Annotated in this window: 13 protein-coding genes, 1 tRNA gene and 1 pseudogene; 9 read left to right on the top strand and 6 right to left on the bottom strand. The window is 69.4% G+C overall.

All coding sequences use genetic code 11. The features are described 5' to 3' along the window. The first annotated feature begins 68 nt into the window (after positions 1-68). A pseudogene (locus OG205_RS15575) lies at positions 69-901 on the top strand (helix-turn-helix domain-containing protein). Here OG205_RS15575 and OG205_RS15570 read toward each other — a convergent pair. The 4 genes from OG205_RS15570 to OG205_RS15555 all read right to left on the bottom strand — a co-directional run bounded on the left by OG205_RS15570 (position 895) and on the right by OG205_RS15555 (position 3515). Next, complete coding sequence (locus tag OG205_RS15570; RefSeq protein ID WP_093588499.1) at positions 895-1089, bottom strand: PspC domain-containing protein; 195 nt, start codon at positions 1087-1089, stop codon at positions 895-897. The pseudogene OG205_RS15575 and the gene OG205_RS15570 overlap by 7 nt on opposite strands. A 166-nt stretch (positions 1090-1255) precedes the next feature. Further along, positions 1256-1456 (bottom strand): hypothetical protein, encoded by a 201-nt coding sequence (locus OG205_RS15565; protein ID WP_330276958.1) that lies wholly within the window; start codon positions 1454-1456, stop codon positions 1256-1258. A 49-nt stretch (positions 1457-1505) separates the two neighbouring features. Continuing rightward, entirely contained in the window at positions 1506-2111 is a 606-nt protein-coding gene (locus tag OG205_RS15560; RefSeq protein ID WP_330276957.1) for a TetR/AcrR family transcriptional regulator, read from the bottom strand. 27 nt (positions 2112-2138) lie between these two features. Further along, positions 2139-3515, bottom strand: a complete 1377-nt coding sequence (locus OG205_RS15555) for a class I adenylate-forming enzyme family protein (RefSeq protein WP_330276956.1) — start codon at positions 3513-3515, stop codon at positions 2139-2141. A gap of 36 nt (positions 3516-3551) precedes the next feature. Here OG205_RS15555 and lnt point away from each other — a divergent pair, with 36 nt between their 5' ends. From lnt to OG205_RS15535, 4 genes are all read left to right on the top strand, one after another. Next, a complete protein-coding gene (gene lnt / locus OG205_RS15550) occupies positions 3552-5099 on the top strand; it encodes an apolipoprotein N-acyltransferase (RefSeq protein WP_330276955.1) in 1548 nt (515 codons plus the stop codon). Continuing rightward, positions 5083-5850 carry a polyprenol monophosphomannose synthase gene (locus OG205_RS15545; RefSeq protein ID WP_330276954.1) on the top strand — a complete coding sequence of 256 codons (768 nt, stop codon included), beginning with the start codon at positions 5083-5085 and terminating at the stop codon, positions 5848-5850. Before lnt ends, OG205_RS15545 begins: the two co-directional genes overlap by 17 nt. A 218-nt stretch (positions 5851-6068) precedes the next feature. Continuing rightward, the gene (locus tag OG205_RS15540; protein ID WP_330276953.1) at positions 6069-6356 is read left to right on the top strand and encodes a hypothetical protein; all 288 of its coding nucleotides are present in this window, start codon (positions 6069-6071) and stop codon (positions 6354-6356) included. Between the two features lie 17 nt (positions 6357-6373). After that, positions 6374-6847, top strand: a complete 474-nt coding sequence (locus OG205_RS15535) for a TspO/MBR family protein (RefSeq protein WP_330276952.1) — start codon at positions 6374-6376, stop codon at positions 6845-6847. Here the strand turns inward: OG205_RS15535 and OG205_RS15530 are convergent. Beyond that, positions 6844-7119 carry a hypothetical protein gene (locus OG205_RS15530; protein WP_330276951.1) on the bottom strand — a complete coding sequence of 92 codons (276 nt, stop codon included), beginning with the start codon at positions 7117-7119 and terminating at the stop codon, positions 6844-6846. The two genes, OG205_RS15535 and OG205_RS15530, sit on opposite strands and share 4 nt — an antisense overlap. 48 nt (positions 7120-7167) lie before the next feature. Continuing rightward, complete coding sequence (locus OG205_RS15525) at positions 7168-9732, bottom strand: ATP-binding protein (RefSeq protein ID WP_330276950.1); 2565 nt, start codon at positions 9730-9732, stop codon at positions 7168-7170. Positions 9733-9955: 223 nt separating this feature from the next. On the opposite strand from OG205_RS15525, the gene OG205_RS15520 reads away from it, so the two are divergent. From OG205_RS15520 to OG205_RS15505, 4 genes are all read left to right on the top strand, one after another. Next, a tRNA-Tyr gene (locus OG205_RS15520) sits at positions 9956-10039 on the top strand. Positions 10040-10116: 77 nt separating this feature from the next. Continuing rightward, positions 10117-10608: a Gmad2 immunoglobulin-like domain-containing protein gene (locus tag OG205_RS15515; protein WP_330276949.1), complete on the top strand. Its 492-nt coding sequence runs from the start codon at positions 10117-10119 to the stop codon at positions 10606-10608. Position 10609: 1 nt separating this feature from the next. Next, positions 10610-11833: an MFS transporter gene (locus OG205_RS15510; RefSeq protein WP_330276948.1), complete on the top strand. Its 1224-nt coding sequence runs from the start codon at positions 10610-10612 to the stop codon at positions 11831-11833. A 160-nt stretch (positions 11834-11993) separates the two neighbouring features. Beyond that, positions 11994-17459, top strand: coding sequence for an ATP-binding protein (locus OG205_RS15505; protein WP_330276947.1), 5466 nt, complete (start codon positions 11994-11996; stop codon positions 17457-17459). Positions 17460-17480 lie beyond the last annotated feature (21 nt).

Below are 17480 nucleotides of genomic sequence, written 5' to 3'. Positions count from 1 at the left end.
GCTTCTTTCAGGTCAATTTGGGCCCGAAATGATGGAGTGCGGAGGAGTGGCGAGGCTAATTTCGTCGCATGCCAAAGAGAGTGTCCACAGTGCTGGGACGGGAGTTCGGCGAATGCCTGCGTGAGGCGATCGCCCGAACCGGGATGCTGGAGAGCGAGTTGGCGCGGCGGCTCAAGTGGGAACACGCCAAGCTCTCGGATCTGATCAACGGCAAGTCCGGAGTGTCCCTCGACGACTTCACCTACCTGCTGGGCATGTGCCAGACCGCGCCGGATGAGTTCAAGTATCTGAAGGAGCTCTACCTGGAATCCAGGGAGAGAGGCTGGCTGCAGCTCTACGACTCGCCGGTGCCACCACGCTTTCGAGCGCTCAACCGCCACCAGAAGATCGCCAAGACAGTGGTGACGTGGAGCTCGATGTTCCTGCCAGGCCTGACGCAGGTGGAGTCGTACACCCGCGTTCTGGCCGAAGACTCACCCTTCGTGGAAGCGAGGGACGTGGAGGCTCTGGTCGCCGCTCGGATGGAGCGGCGAGACTCGGAAGCATCGATGTGCTGGCGGAGCAACTCCACGAGATCCTGCGCCTATTGATCCGTCCGTACATCAGCCTTCGCGTTGTGCCGGCTGGAAGAGCTTTGACCGGCGACTTCACGATGTTGTCGTTCGCGAAGTACGAGCCGATGGCCTATGTCGAAGGCTTGAACTCGGCGCTCTTCCTCGATGACAAGTCGTCGATCTCGCTCTATTCGAAGGTGTTGACGAAGCTGGACCGCGTCGCACTGAGCGAAGAAGCCTCGCGTCGAATGATCGATCGCGTCCTGACGCGCGGCTTCGACCCGAACGACCCGCCGTTCGCCGGAACTCCGGCGAACGGCGGCAGCGTTCCTGCGGTCGATCAGTAACCGCGGTCGGGCATGATCACCCAAAGCACGATGTAGACGACGAACTGCGGTCCCGGCAGAAGGCAGGACAGCAGGAACAGAAGGCGCACGGTGCCCGCCTTCATTCCCCAGCGCTGGGCGAGCCCCGCGCAGACACCCGCGATCATCCGGTTGGTCCTGGGCCTGCTCAAAGCAACTGTCGTGGTCATATACCCAGGATGCCCACTTTCGTCCATCTGTTGCATCGGGGATGAACCCTGATTTCACCCGGATGAGCTACATCACGTAACTCCAGGGCTGTGACCTGCGACAGCACGGTTGTCCCGAACGTTGGGGGAGCCGAAACGCGCGTTGACTTCCTGATCGACACGGTGTTCATCGCGGTCTACGCGCCGCCGTCGCCGTGCGGAGCCTGACGGTGGTGTCGCTCGTCTCGGCGGTGGCGATGGGCGCGAGCGTGTGGTTCGTGATGCGACGGCTGGTGCTGACGTCGTGGCCGCAGAAGACGTGGCGCAGTGCGCGGCCGGAGACCGTGCCGGTCCCGAAGGGGTTGCTGTTCCTGGGTTTTACGCGCACGCCAGTGGCACTGCTGCTCGTGCTGTGCGCGGGTGACGAGCGGGCAGAGCTATCCGACGGACGCCGTGGAGAGCTGGTCGACGAACCTCAGACACGTGGTGCGCATCGCGTCGACCGTCATGGCCCTCGATCCCGCGAGCACCTGAAGCGCGAGGCCGTCGAGCATGCTGACCATCATGTTCGCGAGTTCGAGCGGGTCGCCGGACGTGTGGATGTCGCCGGAGGCCTGGCCGTCGCGGAAGATGCTCGCCACGATGTCGCGCCACTCGCCGTAGAAGCGCTCGTTGAGCTCCTGCAGTTCGGGGCTGCGGATCGCCTCGACCCAGAGCTCCGCCCAGACCTTCCACGCCTCGACGGTCTCGGCCCCCTCGGGGAGGTACGACTCGACCACCATGCGCAGGCGCGACAACGGGGGCTCGTCGGACTCGAGGATCCAGCGGCGCCGGCGGACCGAGAGCTCGAAGCAGTGTTCGAAGGCCGCGTCGGTGAGTTCGCGCTTGGTCTCGAAGTAGTAGTGGACCGTGCCACCCGACACGCCGGCGTCCTTGGCCACGTCGGACACCCGGAGGTGGCGGAAGCCCTCTGCCGCGATCACCTTGCAGGTGGACGCGAGGATCTGCGCCTTGCGTTCTGCTTCCACGCTTGGACGGGGCATCCGTCACCTCCTGATTTAGCCCGAACCTTACCGAAACTGGGAACGAAGCTTGCGCTTGTCGACCTTTCCCACCTTGGTCAGGGGCAGTCGAGGCACAATCGTGACCCCTCTGGGCTGGTAAAGCTCACCCAGTTCGGCAACGACCGAATCGCGAATTCTGTCGACATCGACATCCGGTCCTTCGGTGACCAGGAAAAGATGCACGACCTCGCCCAGTGCCTCGTCCGGCCGGGCGACCGCCGCCGCCTGCCGGATACCGGGAAGCGTGACGAGAAAGTCGTCAAGCAGGCGTGAGTAGACGTTGTCGGACGTTCTACCAGTGACGATGACGTCCTTGCTGCGGTCGTTGAGGTAGAGGTAACCGTCCGAATCGAAATAACCCATGTCGCCGGTGTTGAACCAGCCATCGGCCGTTTCGCTCAACGGTGGTTCATTCCAATAGCCCTCCATCACGAACGGTCCGCGCACCCACACGTCACCGTCGCGGGTCTCGACCTCCATGACGGGATTGGCCTTGCCGACCGTGCGCAACGTGTCCGGCCGCGAGAGGTCGACGGACGTCGCGGGCATCATCGTGATCGCCATGGCCTCCGTCATGCCGTAGCCCTGGTTGACGACCGGGCCCCACTTCTCGATCGCCTGACGCAGCCGCTTCGGGGCGACCGGGGACCCGCCGAGGATGACGACGCCGAACTGCGGGCCGGGGCAGTCCGGGTGGTCGAGCACCTCGTACATCATCGGCGGCACGAACATCGTCGCGTTGATCTCCTCGTCGCGGGCGAGGCGCACGAACGTGTCCGCGTCGAACGTCGACGGGCCCAGCACCAGCTTCGACCCCGTCATCAGGGCGAGCCGCGCCGCGCCGGAGCCGCTGCCGTGGGTGATGAGCGTGTTGCAGAGCAGGTTCATGGGCGGTGTCTGCGCGGACGCCGCCCAGCGGTCGTCGGAGCGGTGGACGGCGAGCTTGGGCAGGCCGGTCGTGCCGCCGGTGTACATGACGGTGGTGAAGTCGGACGCCGGAACGCGTTCGACGGGGTCGCCAGGGAGGTCGGCGAGGTGCCAGCCGTCGAGCCGGGTGCTGAAGGCGGGGTCGACCACCACCCCGGACACGTCGGCTCGCTCGATCAACGCCCTGAGTTCGCTCGGGCCTGGCTCCGGCGGCACGTAGACGAGCCGGCCGCCGAGCAGATGGACGGCCACGGCCAGCAGGACCGCCTCCGGCGTGTTGCCGACGTACGCGGCCACGCCGTCACCGGGACCGATGCCGCGCTGGGCGAGACCGTCGGCGAGACGGAACAGCAGGTCACGGGCTTGCGCGCGGGTGAGTCTGGTGTCGCCGCCGATCACGGACTCACGGTCGTCGTCTGTGGACAGCCGCTCCAACACAAGATCGACGTAGCTCATACGTCCTGTGTACTCCGGGGCTCGTACTCTGATCGGGTGGTCGCACCCCCCATCGCGCCGGAATCGCCGGAATTGCCCGCGCGCAGGCGAAAAGTGAGCACTCCGGTGCTGTCGCGCGTCGCACTCGCCGTCGCCGGCGGCGTGCTGGTCTACCTGAGCTTTCCGCCGCGTCCGCTGTGGTTCCTGGCGCCGGTCGGGTTCGCGTTGCTCGCGCATGTGATCTACGACAGGCGTGCGCGGGCCGGGTTCGGGTACGGGCTGCTGTTCGGGCTCGGGTTCATGGTGCCGCTGCTGCGGTGGACCGGTGAGTTCGTCGGGCTGATCGCGTGGCTGCCGCTGGCGCTCGCGTGCGCGCTGATGATGTCGATCGGCACGGCCGCGATGGCGTTCGCGTCGCGCGTGCCGGGCTGGCCGTTGTGGGCGGCGTGCCTGTGGGTGGCGGACGAGGCGCTGCGCGGCGTGTTCCCGTTCGGTGGCTTCACCTGGGGAAAGATCGCCTTCGGACAGCCGGAGGGCTGGTTCCTGCCGCTCGCGTCGCTCGGCGGGGCGCCGCTGGTGACGTTCGCGGTGGCGCTGACCGGGTTCGGGCTGTTCTGGCTCGTGAAGAACTGGAAGCTCGGCCTGCCGCTGGTCGTGGTGCCGCTGGCGGTGGGCCTGGTGGTACCGGTGGGGGTGGACGCGTCCGCGGGGACGGTCACCGTCGCCGCGATCCAGGGCAACGTGCCGCGCGCCGGGCTCGACTTCAACTCGCAGCGCCGGGCCGTGCTCGACAACCACGTGAAGAAGACGATGGAACTCGCCGCCGACGTGGCCGCGGGCAAGGTCAAGCAGCCGGACGTGGTGATCTGGCCGGAGAACTCCTCCGACATCGACCCCTTCCGCAACACCGACGCCGCCGCGCTCATCGACAGGGCGGCGAAGACGATCAAGGCGCCGATCGCGGTGGGCGCCGTGGTGGTCGACAAGAGCGACGGGCTGCCGCGCAACCAGGTGGTGCTGTGGGACCCAGAGAAGGGGGCCACGGACACCTACACCAAGCGCAAGCTGCAGCCGTTCGGCGAGACGATGCCGATGCGCTCGTTCTTCCGGCTGTTCGCGTCCGAGGTCGATCGCGCGGGTGTCTTCCAGCCCGGCACGGACCCGGAAGGTTTCGTCATGGGACCGGCGAAGGTCGCGATTGACACATGTTACGAAGTGGCGTTCGACTCAGTTGTCCGCGACTCCGTGACGGCCGGCGCGACGATCATCGCGATCCCGACGAACAACGCCACGTTCGGGTACACGGAGATGACCTACCAGCAGCTTTCCATGTCCAGACTGCGTGCGGTGGAGCACGGCCGGGCCGTGGTCGTGGCGGCCACCTCAGGGGTCAGCGGGATCGTCGAACCTGACGGTTCCGTCACTCAGAAGACTGGGCTTTTCGAGCCGGGTGCCCTGGTCGCGACACTGCCGCTGCGGTCACAGACTACGCTGGCGACTTGGCTAGGAGCCTGGCCCGAGTGGGTGATTGCCGCTGCGGGCCTTGTGGCGTTGGCGCTGGGCTTCACCCGACGACGGAAGGACTCGAATGGCGCGGCAGCCTGACCAGGAACTCGGGCAGGTGCTGGTGGTGATCCCGACGTACAACGAGCGGGACAACATCGGAAAGATCGTCAAGCGACTGCACACGGCACTGCCCGACGTGCACGTGCTGGTGGTCGACGACGGCAGCCCCGATGGCACCGGCCAGCTCGCCGACGAGATGGCGGCCGCGGACGACCGGGTCCACGTGATGCACCGCACCGAGAAGGCCGGTCTGGGCGCCGCGTACGTCGCGGGCTTCCAGTGGGCGCTGGAGCGGGACTACGGCGTCATCTGCGAGATGGACGCCGACGGCTCGCACGCACCGGAGCAGCTGCACCGGCTGCTCGACGCGCTGCCGAAGGCCGACCTGGTCCTGGGCTCGCGCTGGGTGCCGGGCGGCGAGGTCGTGAACTGGCCTGCGCAGCGCAAGTTCCTGTCGCTGGGCGGCTCGCTGTACTCGCGGCTCGCGCTGGGCGCGAACATCCGCGACATGACGGGTGGCTACCGGGCGTTCCGCGCGGACACCCTGCGCAAGCTGAACCTCGCCTCGGTCGCGTCGGCCGGCTACTGCTTCCAGATCGACCTGCTGTGGCGGACGCTGGAGCTGGGCTTCCGGGTCCGCGAGGTGCCGATCACGTTCCTGGAACGCGAGTTCGGCGAGTCGAAGATGAGCGGCAACATCGTGCGCGAGGCGCTGATCCGCGTGACGAAGTGGGGCCTGCGCCGCCGCGGGAACCAGGTCAAGAGCCTGTTCACCGGCAAGAAGAAGTAGACCGCCCTGCCACTTCGGACCGTTCTTCGCGGACGGTCCGAAGTGGCGCCGGTCATCTCCGGAGCTTTCCGTCCGACGGGCACACGTGTCGCAGCGGATCGTGGCACCGCCTGCACGCTGAATCGGGCGATCGGAATGGCTTGTAGGTGTGCGGAACTGGCCAAATGGTGGTCGAAGGAGATCTGCGACCGGCTGTTGCGCGCATTACCGTTGTTCCCATGGGCCTCGCCGACCGGATGATCCGCCTGCTCTGGGCGGTCGGCGGCGAGGACGTGGCGGCGCGAATCCTGCGTGCGCACTGGCGCCTGCTGCCGGCCGACGACCCGCTGGGCCGTGCGTTGCGGTCGCGGCTGGTGGAGGCCTTGCGGGCCGAGCTGCCGGGGCACGACGCGCAGATCCGCGAGGCCGTCCTGGTCGACGAGCTCACCCTGCTCAACGCCGCCGAGCGGGTGCGGCCGAGCAGGGCGGCGGTGCTCGGGATCGTTCGTGCTTTGGCCGGCTCGTGAACGGGTATCACCGTGGCATGACGCTGGTATCCGAACGCCATCCGGTTCGCGCTCTCGGGCTCTTCGCGGGGGCCGTGCTGGTGACCGCCGTGGTGGGGTCGCTGTTCTCCGTGTCGGCCGGATCGACGTACATGGATCTGGAGCAGCCTTCCTGGGCGCCGCCCTCATGGCTGTTCGGTCCTGTGTGGACGACGCTGTACGTGATGATCGCGGTCGCGGGCTGGCTTGCGTGGCGCGCGGGAGCGACCCGGAACGAGTTGGCGTTGTTCGGCGTGCAGCTGGTGCTGAACGCGGCCTGGACGCCGTTGTTCTTCGGGCTCGGGTGGTTCTGGGTGGCGTTCGCCGAGATCCTGGTGCTGTGGCTGGCGATCGTCGCGCTGATCGTGGCGTTCTGGCGGCGGAGCAGGGCCGCCGGGGTGCTCCTGGTGCCCTACCTGGCGTGGGTGAGCTTCGCGGCGGCCCTGAACGTGTCGATCGCGGTCCTGAACTAGCTGACGGGGACGTACTCCCGCAGCACCTCCATGCCCATCATCGCGGGCGCGCCGGACGGCTCCGGGCCGAGCACGCGGGCCAGGATCGGGCCGAGCACCTCGCGGAAGAAGCGGTCGGCGTGGTCCTTCGACTCCCACACGGCGATGACCCGGAACTCGCCCTCGGCCCGGCAGGCGTAGCGGGCGCGCAGGCCGTCGGGGGTGGCCGCGCCCATCACCTGGTCGAGCTGGTCGAGGGACTGGATGGGCGGGGTCGCGATGGTGAGCCACATGGGGTCCTCCTCGGTCGGTGTGCTCCCAAGGTAGGAAGTTCGCGCTGGTCAGCCATCCGCCGAAGTACTCGGTGCGGTACTCATCCACGCCGCGATCTGGCTGCGGGTGCTGAAGCCGAGCTTGGTGAGGATGTGCTGGACGTGGTTCTGGGCGGTCCGTTCGGAGATCACCAGCCGGCGCGCGATCTGCCGGTTCGTCATGCCCTCGGTGACCAGTGACGCGACCTCGTGCTCGCGGCCGCTCAGTTCGGTCGTGGTGAACGCGGTCATGCCCAGCGTGCGGATCGCACGGTCGGCGGCGCGGTGCACGGCGTCGGCGTCACGGCCTGCCGCGCGCAACGCGGCCGCGAGGTGCCAGCGGGCCTCGGCGGCGAACGCGGGCGCGCCGGCGCGGGAGGCCTCGTCGACGGCGGCGGTGAGGTCGGTGATGGCCTGCTCGTGGTCGCCGAGTGCCAGGTGGCCGCGTCCCAGGGCGAGGGTGACCGGGCCCATGTACGCGACGCCGTTGCCGGCCGCGTGCTCGCCGCGGAACTCCGCGAGGCGGGGCAGGATCAGCCGCAGGTCCTCGGTCAGACCCAGGCCTGACGTCACCAGGACGGCGTCGACCAGGCCGGGCAGCACGAAGAACGCGGGCAGGTCCCACTCGGCGATCGGGCCGGAACGGCGGTAGAAGTCCAGGGCCTCGTCGCGGAAACCCGCACGCAGCAACAGGAACGCCCGCGTGAGCTTCGACATCAGCCGGAACCGGGGCGGCGGGTCGTGGAAGTGGCGGGCCAGCGCGAGGCCGTCCTCGGTGACGCCGAGATGACAGGAAAGCCCGCACTGCAAAGCGAAGTAGGCGCCCGACGCCGGTTCGCGCTCGATCACCCGCATCCGGTCGTAGGCCCTGCGGCCGACTTCCTGGGCCTCGGCGAAACGGCCCTGTGCCTGGGCGAGACACGCCGTCACGACGTCCAGGTGCCACAACGGGACCTGGCCACCGACCCGTTCGCAGGCCAGCTTCAAAGCCGGGAGTTCTTCTTGTGCCGCAGCGAGTTCACCGCTCTCGACCAACGCGTGGATGCGCCACAACGAGCCCCACATCGCACCGCGTGGGCTGTGCGTGCGGTGGGCGAGGTCGATCATCTCGGTCGCCAGGTCGAGGCGTTCGGCACGTCCTGCCGGGCCGGGACACGCCTCCTGCCTGGCGTGCAACGCCTCGGCGAGCGCACGATCGTCGCCGCGGGCCAGCCTCAGCGCCTCCCGGCTGAGCTCGTCGAGCCGGTGCTGCTCGCCGCGGTAGAACGCGAGGTGGCTGCGCTGGGCCAGCAGGCGGGCGCGGGTGGCCGGGCGGACGTCCTGGCGGAGGGCGTTGTCGCACAACGGGGTCGCGACCGCGTTGACGCCCGCGCCGGGTGCGGCTTCGAGGACCAGGGCGGCCTCCGCGATCTGCTCGGGCGACGAGGCCAGCTCGGCGGCGCGCTGCGCGGCCTGGACGCACCCCGCGAGGTCCCCGGCGAAGTAGGCGGCTCTGCCCAGCGCCACCTGGATCTCGTGGCTGTCGTCCAGTTCGGCGGCGGCACGGTAGAGGCGGACGCCTTCCTCGTAGGCGAGCCGGACCACCGCGTCCTGCGCCGCACGGATCGTCCACGTGCGGGCCTCTTCTGTTTCGCCGCAGGCGTTCCAGTGCCGGGCCACGTCGGCGTAGCGCGTGCTGCTCGTCATCGCCTCGGCGATCCGGCGGTGCAGCGCGCGGCGTTCGGCGGGGGTGAGCGCGGCCTCGACGGCGTCGCGGGTCAGCGCGTGCACGAACCGGTGCCCGGTCGCGTCGATCAGCGTCGTGGCCTCGTCCAGTGCGCTGATCGGCAGGCCGGAGGCCCTGGCGGCCAGGTCGAGGTCGAAGTCGCGGCCGATCAGCGCGGCCGTCTTGACCAGCTCGCGGGCGTCGGGACAGAGCCGGCTCAGGCGAGCGGTGACGATGTCGCGGACGCTGCGCGGTGGCTGGTCCGCGCGCCACGTGCCGTCGCCGACCGCGCGGGCGATCTCCGTGACGAACAACGGGTTCCCGCTGGTCAGCTCCGTGATCGTGGCCGCGTGCTCGGTCCCGACCAGCTCCGCGACCTCGTCGGGGGACAGCCCGTGCAGGTCGATCCGGTCGGCCGAGCGCATCAGGTCCGCGACCGCGGGGCACGGGTCGCGGAAGGTCGCGAACAGCAGCACGTTCCGCAGTTGCGTGGCGAGATGAGCGAGCACGAGCAGTGACGCCTCATCGGCCCAGTGGACGTCCTCGACGACGATCACCAGCCCGTCGCGGTCCAGCACGGCCGCGATCGCGTCGAAGACCCGGAACCTGTCCTGCGGCACCTCGGCGTCGTGCGCGAGCACGAGATCAGGATCCGCGCCGGCCGCCTTCAGGACCTGCCGCCACGGCCAGAACGCCGGCGCACCGGCGGTTTCGACGCAGTGCCCCCACACGACCTCCCGGCCGATCGCGAGCGCGTGCCCGGCCAGTTCCTGGGCCAGCCGGGTCTTGCCGATGCCCGGCTCGCCGGCGCACAGCACCAACCGCCCGGTCTCCGCCGCCAGCCACGACCGCGCCGCGGCAAGCTCACGACCACGCCCCACAACCCTCACGCCTGGATATCGCTCGGGTGCGGAACCGCGTTTCCTCTCAACAAATGGCTGGCGGCGTCGCGGACAGTCCGGCAAGGTGGTCCGCATGCGCCGCTATCGCAGCTATCCGCCCAGCTCAGGCTCTCCGTCGTGATGCCGTAAGGCCTCGCCGACGTCGAGAGCCGCCCGCCCGTGCGAACGGGTCAGGGCGGCTTTTTCGTGCGCGGAAAACGCGCACCACATTGGTGGAGATGGGGCTGTGGAGCCCCGCCCGTCTGTAAAACGGGAGCCTCGCGCAGAGTCGGTTCGACTCCGACCTCCACCACCAGCCGTTGCGCCACCGGGGTGAACCCCGGCAACGACCCCCGCTCCGCTCACGACCTACTAGCGGAGGAAGGGGACACCATGTCCATCGAAGTTCAGCAACCTCGCCCGCTCGGCCTCGTCGGGAGCCGCGTCCACATCGCCGGCACCGCGGGCGGGGCGTTCGAGGCCCAGTTCGGCTACCGGATCCACGAAGGGCACGACGAGGTCGTCGGCGGGTTCACCGCGGGGGACGGGGTCGGCGGCCACGGCCAGTTCCAGGTACAGGTCGACGTGTCGGGGGCGTCGTTCGCGCTCGACCGGCTCTTCGTCGAGGTGTTCTGGGTGTCGCCGCAGGACGGCGCCGAGCTCGACAAGGTCATCGTGCCGGTGGTGTACGGGCCGCGGATCGTGCCCGGTTACCGGGTGTACCAGGAGTACAAGATCAAGGCCGGTGACACGCTGTGGTCGATCGCCACGCAGTTCTACGGCTCCGGCAACACCTACACGCGGCTGGTGCGGGCCAACCCGCACGTCATCACGGACCCCAACGTGATCACCCCGGGGAGCGTGATCCGGATTCCGCAGTCCTGATGTGACTCTCTGGGACGATCGGGAGTTCAGGAAGTTCTGGCTCGCCAGGCTGGTCTCGACGGCCGGGTCCGCGGTGTCGGGCGTCGCGTTGCCCGTCCTCATGTACTCGCTCACCGGCAGCGCCGCGTACACGGGAGCGCTCGCGGCGCTGACCGCGGCGCCGTACCTCGCGTTCGGGCTCGTCGCGGGCGCGTTCGTCGACCGCACGCACCGGCGCACGGTCATGGTCGTCACCGACCTGGTCAGCGCCGGGCTGCTCGCCAGCGTGCCGGTGGCGTCGGCTTTGCACGCGTTGACGCCGCTGCACCTCCTGCTGGTCGCGGCAGGGGTCGCGAGCGTCGGTGTCTGGTTCGACGCCGCCACCTTCGGCGCCGTGCCCGCGCTCGTCGGCAGCGAGAACCTCGTCCGCGCCAACAGCGCCATCTGGAGCACCGCCACCGCCGTGCACGTCGCGGCGCCGTCGGTCGTGGGAGTGCTGTTCGCGATCCACGGGCCGGCCGGGACGATGGCGCTCGACGCGGTGAGCTTCGCCGTGTCCGCGGCGCTGCTCCGCACGATCCTGCGACCGCTGCACCTGACCCGGCCTCCGCGCACCTCCCTCAAAGCGGACGTCCGGGAAGGACTCGACTTCCTGTGGAGGGAACCCACAGTCCGGCTCTTCCTCGCCTTGGGTCTCGGTCAGGCGGTCGCGGGCGGCGCCGTGTCCGGGCTTCTCGTGGTCTACGCCTTCCGGGTGTTCGAGGTGCCGCAGAACGACGTGCGGATCGGCGTGCTGTTCAGCGCGCTGGCCGCCGGGTCGTTCGTCGCCACGGTCCTCATGCCCGCGATCAGCGACACCTGCGAACCCCGCCGCACCACCACTATCGGACTGACCGCCGGGGTGGGGGTGATGGGGTTGCTAGTGGGGGTGCAGCTGTGGTGGCTCGCCGTGCTGAGCACCGCGCTGTGGGGTCTGACCTCGACGATCGTGATCGTCAACGGCATCACGGTGCGCCAGCTGATCTCCCCTGATCATCTTCAGGGGAGAGTCAACCTGGTGGGGCGCATGATGACGTTCGGGGTGGGGCAGCCCGTCGGGGCGCTGGCCGGGGGAGTCCTGGCCGACGCGCTGTCGGTGCGCTCCGCCCTGGTGATCACGGCGTTACCGCTCGTGTTCGCCGCGGGGCTCGCGTGGTCCCGGGTGAACGCCGAGCGTGGTGGTGAGTTGGGACACGGGCTCAAGTGAAGCTGAACCGAGGACCTGGTGCCTTGTTGGTTTCATACAAAGCACGCTGCTCAACTCGCTTCGATCTAGCGGTTTTCCTACCGGGTAGTAGACGAGAGTGTGTACATCGATTGGGCGGCGTTTGCCGCTGAGGTCGTAATGTCCGCGAGGAGCCAAGTCGTTGTTCAGTCGTGTAGCGATCGTCAACCGCGGGGAAGCCGCTATGCGGCTGATCCACGCCGTCCGTGAGCTCGCCGCCGAGTCAGGGGAACGGATCGAGACCGTCGCCCTGTACACCGATGTCGACAAGTCCGCGCCCTTCGTCAGGGAAGCGGACCTCGCCTACAACCTCGGCCTGGCGGCTGACCGTCCGTACCTCAATCTCGAGGTCCTGGAGAGGGCACTCGTCGAGACGAAGGCCGACGCCGCGTGGGTCGGCTGGGGCTTCGTCGCCGAGATCCCCGAGTTCGCCGAACTGTGCGAGAAGGTCGGCGTCACGTTCGTCGGCCCGTCCGCCGAGGCCATGCGCAAGCTCGGCGACAAGATCGGCTCGAAGCTGATCGCCGAGGAGGTCGGTGTCCCGGTCGCGCCGTGGTCGCGCGGTGCGGTCACGGACCTGGAGCACGCCCTCAAGGTGGCCGAGGAGGTCACCTACCCGTTGATGCTCAAGGCGACCGCCGGTGGTGGTGGCCGGGGCATCCGCAAGATCACCTCCCCCGCGGAGATGGAAGAGAACTTCGAGCGCACCAGCCTGGAGGCCGCGCGCGCGTTCGGCTCCGGCGTGATGTTCCTGGAGCGCCTGGTCACCGGCGCCCGGCACGTCGAGGTGCAGGTCATCGCCGACGGCCAGGGCACGGCGTGGGCGCTCGGCGTCCGCGACTGCTCGGTGCAGCGGCGCAACCAGAAGATCATCGAGGAGTCCGCGTCCTGCGTGCTGGAGCAGCACCAGGTCGACGAGCTCAAGACCTCGGCCGAGCGGCTCGCGAACGCCGTGGGCTACCGCGGCGCGTGCACCGTCGAGTTCCTCTACCACCCCGGTGAGAAGCTCTTCGCGTTCCTCGAGGTCAACACCCGCCTGCAGGTCGAGCACCCGATCACCGAGATCACCACCAGCTTCGACCTGGTCAAGGCGCAGCTGCACGTGGCGGGTGGCGGCAAGCTCGAAGGCGACAAGCCGGTCGAGCTCGGCCACGCCGTCGAGGCCCGCCTGAACGCCGAGGACCCGGACCGCGACTTCGCGCCGTGCCCCGGCACGATCGTTCGGCTGGAGCTGCCGGCCGGCCCCGGCATCCGCGTCGACACCGGCGTGGCCGAGGGCTCGCAGATCCCCGCCGACTTCGACTCGATGATCGCGAAGATCATCGCGTACGGCCGCACCCGTGACGAGGCGCTGGGCAAGCTGCGCCGCGCCATGGCCGAGACGACCGTCATCATCGAGGGCGGCACGACCAACAAGAGCTTCGTGCTCGACCTGCTGGACGAGCCCGCCGTGATCGACGGCTCTGCCGACACCTCGTGGATCGACCGCGTCCGCGCCGAGGGCGGCCTGATCTCGCACCGCCACTCCGCCATCGCGCTCGCCGCGGCCGGCATCGAGGTGTACGAGGACGAGGAGCAGATCAACCGCTCCGAGCTGCTGGCGTCCTCGCGTGGCGGCCAGCCGCGCACGAACCACGAGGGCGCGGTCAAGCTGGAGTTCGTCCTGCGCGGCCAGCCCTACCTCGTCAACGTCGCCCGCATCGGTGCCGCGAAGTACCGCGTCGGTGTGTCCGCCGTGGACTCCGAGACCGTGCTGACCGGTGACGTCGACGTCGAGCGGTTCGACCATCACGTCGGCCAGATCACCGTGAACGGCGAGCGGTTCCGCGTCGTCACCGGCACGCACGGCGTGGTCCACCAGGTGGAGGTCGACGGGGTCACCCACCGCGTCACCCGCGACGAGGGCGGCGTCCTGCGCTCGCCGATGCCCGCGCTCGTCGTCGCCACGCCGCTCGCGGTCGGTGCCGAGGTCGAGGCCGGCGCCCCGGTGCTCGTGCTCGAGGCGATGAAGATGGAGACGGTGCTGCGCGCGCCGTTCCGCGCACGCCTCAAGGAGCTCAACGTCGTCGTCGGCACCCAGGTGCCCGCCGGTGGCGCGCTGCTCAAGCTGGAGGAGATCGAGGACGAGGCCGGCGCTGTCGAGGAGCAGAAGTCCGAGTCGGCTGTCGAGCTGGAACTGCCCGCGCCGCGCACGGACGTCCGGCCGGAGGAGCTCGTCGCCCGTGGCCTCGACGACCTGCGCAACCTGCTGCTGGGCTTCGACACCACCGCCGCCGACACCGAGCGGGTGCTGACGGACTACATGGGCGCGCGGCACGACCTGCTGGAACGGCCGCTCGTGCAGGAGGCCCAGCTGCTCGGCATCTTCGCCGACCTCTGCGACCTCTCGCGCAACCGTCCCGCCGGTGAGGAGACCAAGCCGGAGAACCACATCCATTCTCCGCGCGAGCACCTCCACACGTACCTGAAGACTCTGGACGCCGACCGTGCGGCGCTGCCGGAGGGCTTCCGCGCCCGCCTGCAGAACGTGATGGGCCACTACGGCATCACCGAGCTCGACCGCACGCCGGAGCTGGAGCGGGCCGTCTTCCGGATCTTCGTGGCGTCGCGCCGGGGCGTGTTCGACGCGGCCGTCGCGACGACCCTGCTGCGCCAGTGGGTGCAGGAGGCGCCGCCGGTCGAGTCCGAGCAGGTCCAGATCGGCCTGGTGCTGGAGCACATCGTCGCCGCGACGCAGGTCCGCTACCCGGCGGTGGCCGACCTGGCCCGCAGCGTCGTGTTCACCTGGTTCGCGCAGCCGCTGGTGCGCCGCAACCGCGCCCGCGTGCACAGCGAGGTCCGCAAGCACCTGATCCACCTCGACGCGCAGCCACAGGCGGCGGACCGCGAGGAGCGGATCGTGGCGATGGTGGCGTCGGCCGAACCGCTGGTGCGCCTGCTCGGCCAGCGCATCGGCAAGCCCGGCGCGGACAACACCCCGTTGCTGGAGGTGCTGGCCCGCCGCTACTACACGAAGAAGGCGCTGGAGAACCCGCGCGTGAACGGGGCGTTCTTCATCGCGGAGAACGAGCCGGAGCAGACGCGGCTCATCTCGACCGCGGTGGAGTTCCCGTCGCTCACCGACGCCGTCGGCGACGTCGTCAAGCACGGCACCGGCAGCGCGGTCGTCGCGGACCTCTACGTCAACTGGGTCGACGGCCCGTCCGACCAGGACGAGATGGCCGCCGGTCTGGGCGCCGCACTGGCCGCGCACCAGCTTCCGCCGACGATCACCCGCATCACCACCACGGTCGCGGGCCGTCGCGGCGAGTCGATGCACCACCACTTCACGTTCCGCCCGTCGTCCAACGGGTTCGCGGAGGAGAGGCTGGTGCGCGGGCTGCACCCGCGCATCGCCGAACGCATGCAGCTCGAACGGCTGCGCGAGTTCGACCTCACCCGGCTGTCCTCTGTGGACGAGGACGTCTACCTGTTCCGCGCCGTGGCCAAGGCGAACAAGTCCGACGAGCGGCTCGTGGCGCTCGGCCAGGTCCGCGACCTGACGCCGTTGCGCGACGACGAGGGCCGGATCGTGGCCCTGCCCGCCGCCGAGGACGTGCTCGCCACGTGCCTGGACGGCATCCGCAGGGCCCGCGCGCAGTCCGGTGGCCGCACCCGGCTGGCCACCAACCGCGTGGTGCTCTACGCGTGGCCGCCCACCGAGCTCGGGTCGAAGGACCTGGACGCGATCGGTCAGCGCGTGCTGCCGACGACCGCGGGCCTGGACCTGGAAGAGGTCCTGTTCCTGGCGCGCCGCAGGGATCCGGTGTCCGGTGACATCACCGACATCGGCGTGCGGATCGCGAACGACGCCGGTTCCGGCGTGCGGTTCTCGTTCGTGCAGCCGCCGACCGCCCCGATCCAGCCGCTCGACGACTACCGCCAGAACGTCCTGCGCGCCCAGTCGCGCGGCACGATCTACCCGTACGAGCTGGTCGACATGCTCGTCGGCGACGGCGGGTCCTTCGTGGAGCACGACCTGGTCGAGGGCGCACTCGTGCCCGTCGACCGCCCGCGCGGTGGCAACAAGGCCGGCATCGTCGTCGGTGTGGTGACCACGCCGACCCCGGCGTACCCCGAGGGCATGAAGCGCGTCGTGCTGCTGGGCGACCCGACCAAGTCCCTGGGCGCGCTGGCCGAGCCCGAGTGCTCGCGGGTCATCCACGCCATCGACCTGGCCGAGGAGCTCTCCGTTCCGCTGGAGTGGTTCTCGCTCTCGTCCGGCGCGAAGATCTCGATGAACTCCGGTGTCGAGAACATGGACTGGGTGGCCGCGGCTCTCAAGCGGATCGTCGAGTTCACGCAGGACGGTGGCGAGATCAACGTCGTCGTCAACGGCATCAACGTCGGCGCCCAGCCGTACTGGAACGCCGAGGCCACGATGCTCATGCACACCAAGGGCATCCTGGTCATGACCCCGGACTCGGCGATGGTGCTGACCGGCAAGCAGGCGCTCGACTTCTCCGGTGGCGTCTCGGCCGAGGACAACTACGGCATCGGCGGCTACGACCGCGTCATGGGCCCGAACGGCCAGGCGCAGTACTGGGCCCCGAACCTGCGGGCGGCGTTCGACGTGCTGCTGGGCCACTACGAGCACAGCTACATCGCGCCGGGCGAGTCCGGACCGCGCCGGGTGTCCACTTCGGACCCTGTCGGTCGTGACGTCTCGTCGTATCCGCACGTGGTGGGGGACAGCCCGTTCAACACGGTCGGCGAGATCTTCTCGATCGAGTCGAACCCGGACCGCAAGAAGCCGTTCGACATCCGCACCGTCATGCGCGCGCTTTCGGACCAGGACCACGACGTGCTGGAGCGCTGGGCGGGCATGGCCGACGCCGACACCGCCGTCGTCCAGGACGTGCACCTCGGCGGCATCCCGGTGACGCTGCTCGGCGTCGAGTCGCGCGGTGTGTCCCGCACCGGCTTCCCGCCCACCGACGGCCCGGACACCTACACCGCAGGCACGTTGTTCCCGAAGTCGTCGAAGAAGGCGGCCCGCGCGATCAACGCGGCCTCGGGCAACCGCCCGCTGGTCGTGCTGGCGAACCTGTCCGGCTTCGACGGCTCGCCGGAGTCGATGCGGGAACTGCAGCTGGAGTACGGCGCCGAGATCGGCCGCGCGATCGTCAACTTCCGCGGCCCGATCGTCTTCACGGTGATCTCGCGGTACCACGGCGGCGCGTTCGTGGTCTTCTCCAAGGCCCTGAACCCGTCCATGACGGTGCTCGCCGTCGAGGGCTCCTTCGCCTCGGTCATCGGCGGCGCGCCCGCCGCGGCCGTGGTGTTCGCCCGCGAGGTCGACGGCCGCACGGCCAACGACCCGCGCGTGAAGAAGCTGGAGTCCGCGGTGGCCGAGGCGTCCGGCGCCGAGCGCGCGGCGTTGACCGGCGAGCTGGTGACGACGAGGCAGTCGGTGCGGACCGAGAAGCTGAACGAGATGGCCGCCGAGTTCGACCGGGTGCACAGCGTGCAGCGCGCGGTCGAGGTCGGGGCGGTCGACGCGATCATCTCGGCCGCGCAGTTGCGGCCGGCGATCATCAAGGCGATCGAGGACGGTCTGGCGAAGTAGCAGGCTCTATGATCAGGCCCG

The organism is Lentzea sp. NBC_00516, assembly GCF_036346835.1.
In the GTDB taxonomy this organism is placed as follows: domain Bacteria; phylum Actinomycetota; class Actinomycetes; order Mycobacteriales; family Pseudonocardiaceae; genus Lentzea; species Lentzea sokolovensis.
This window is presented reverse-complemented; position numbering and strand designations above follow the sequence as displayed.

Excerpts from the sequence above, each read along its gene's own strand:
- OG205_RS15555 (WP_330276956.1), bottom strand. The coding sequence starts at position 3,515 with ATGAGCTACGTCGATCTTGTGTTGGAGCGGCTGTCCACAGACGACGAC.
- OG205_RS15540 (WP_330276953.1), top strand. The coding sequence starts at position 6,069 with ATGGGCCTCGCCGACCGGATGATCCGCCTGCTCTGGGCGGTCGGCGGC.
- OG205_RS15530 (WP_330276951.1), bottom strand. The coding sequence starts at position 7,119 with ATGTGGCTCACCATCGCGACCCCGCCCATCCAGTCCCTCGACCAGCTC.
- OG205_RS15535 (WP_330276952.1), top strand. The coding sequence starts at position 6,374 with ATGACGCTGGTATCCGAACGCCATCCGGTTCGCGCTCTCGGGCTCTTC.
- OG205_RS15545 (WP_330276954.1), top strand. The coding sequence starts at position 5,083 with ATGGCGCGGCAGCCTGACCAGGAACTCGGGCAGGTGCTGGTGGTGATC.
- OG205_RS15515 (WP_330276949.1), top strand. The coding sequence starts at position 10,117 with ATGTCCATCGAAGTTCAGCAACCTCGCCCGCTCGGCCTCGTCGGGAGC.
- OG205_RS15570 (WP_093588499.1), bottom strand. The coding sequence starts at position 1,089 with ATGACCACGACAGTTGCTTTGAGCAGGCCCAGGACCAACCGGATGATC.
- OG205_RS15560 (WP_330276957.1), bottom strand. The coding sequence starts at position 2,111 with ATGCCCCGTCCAAGCGTGGAAGCAGAACGCAAGGCGCAGATCCTCGCG.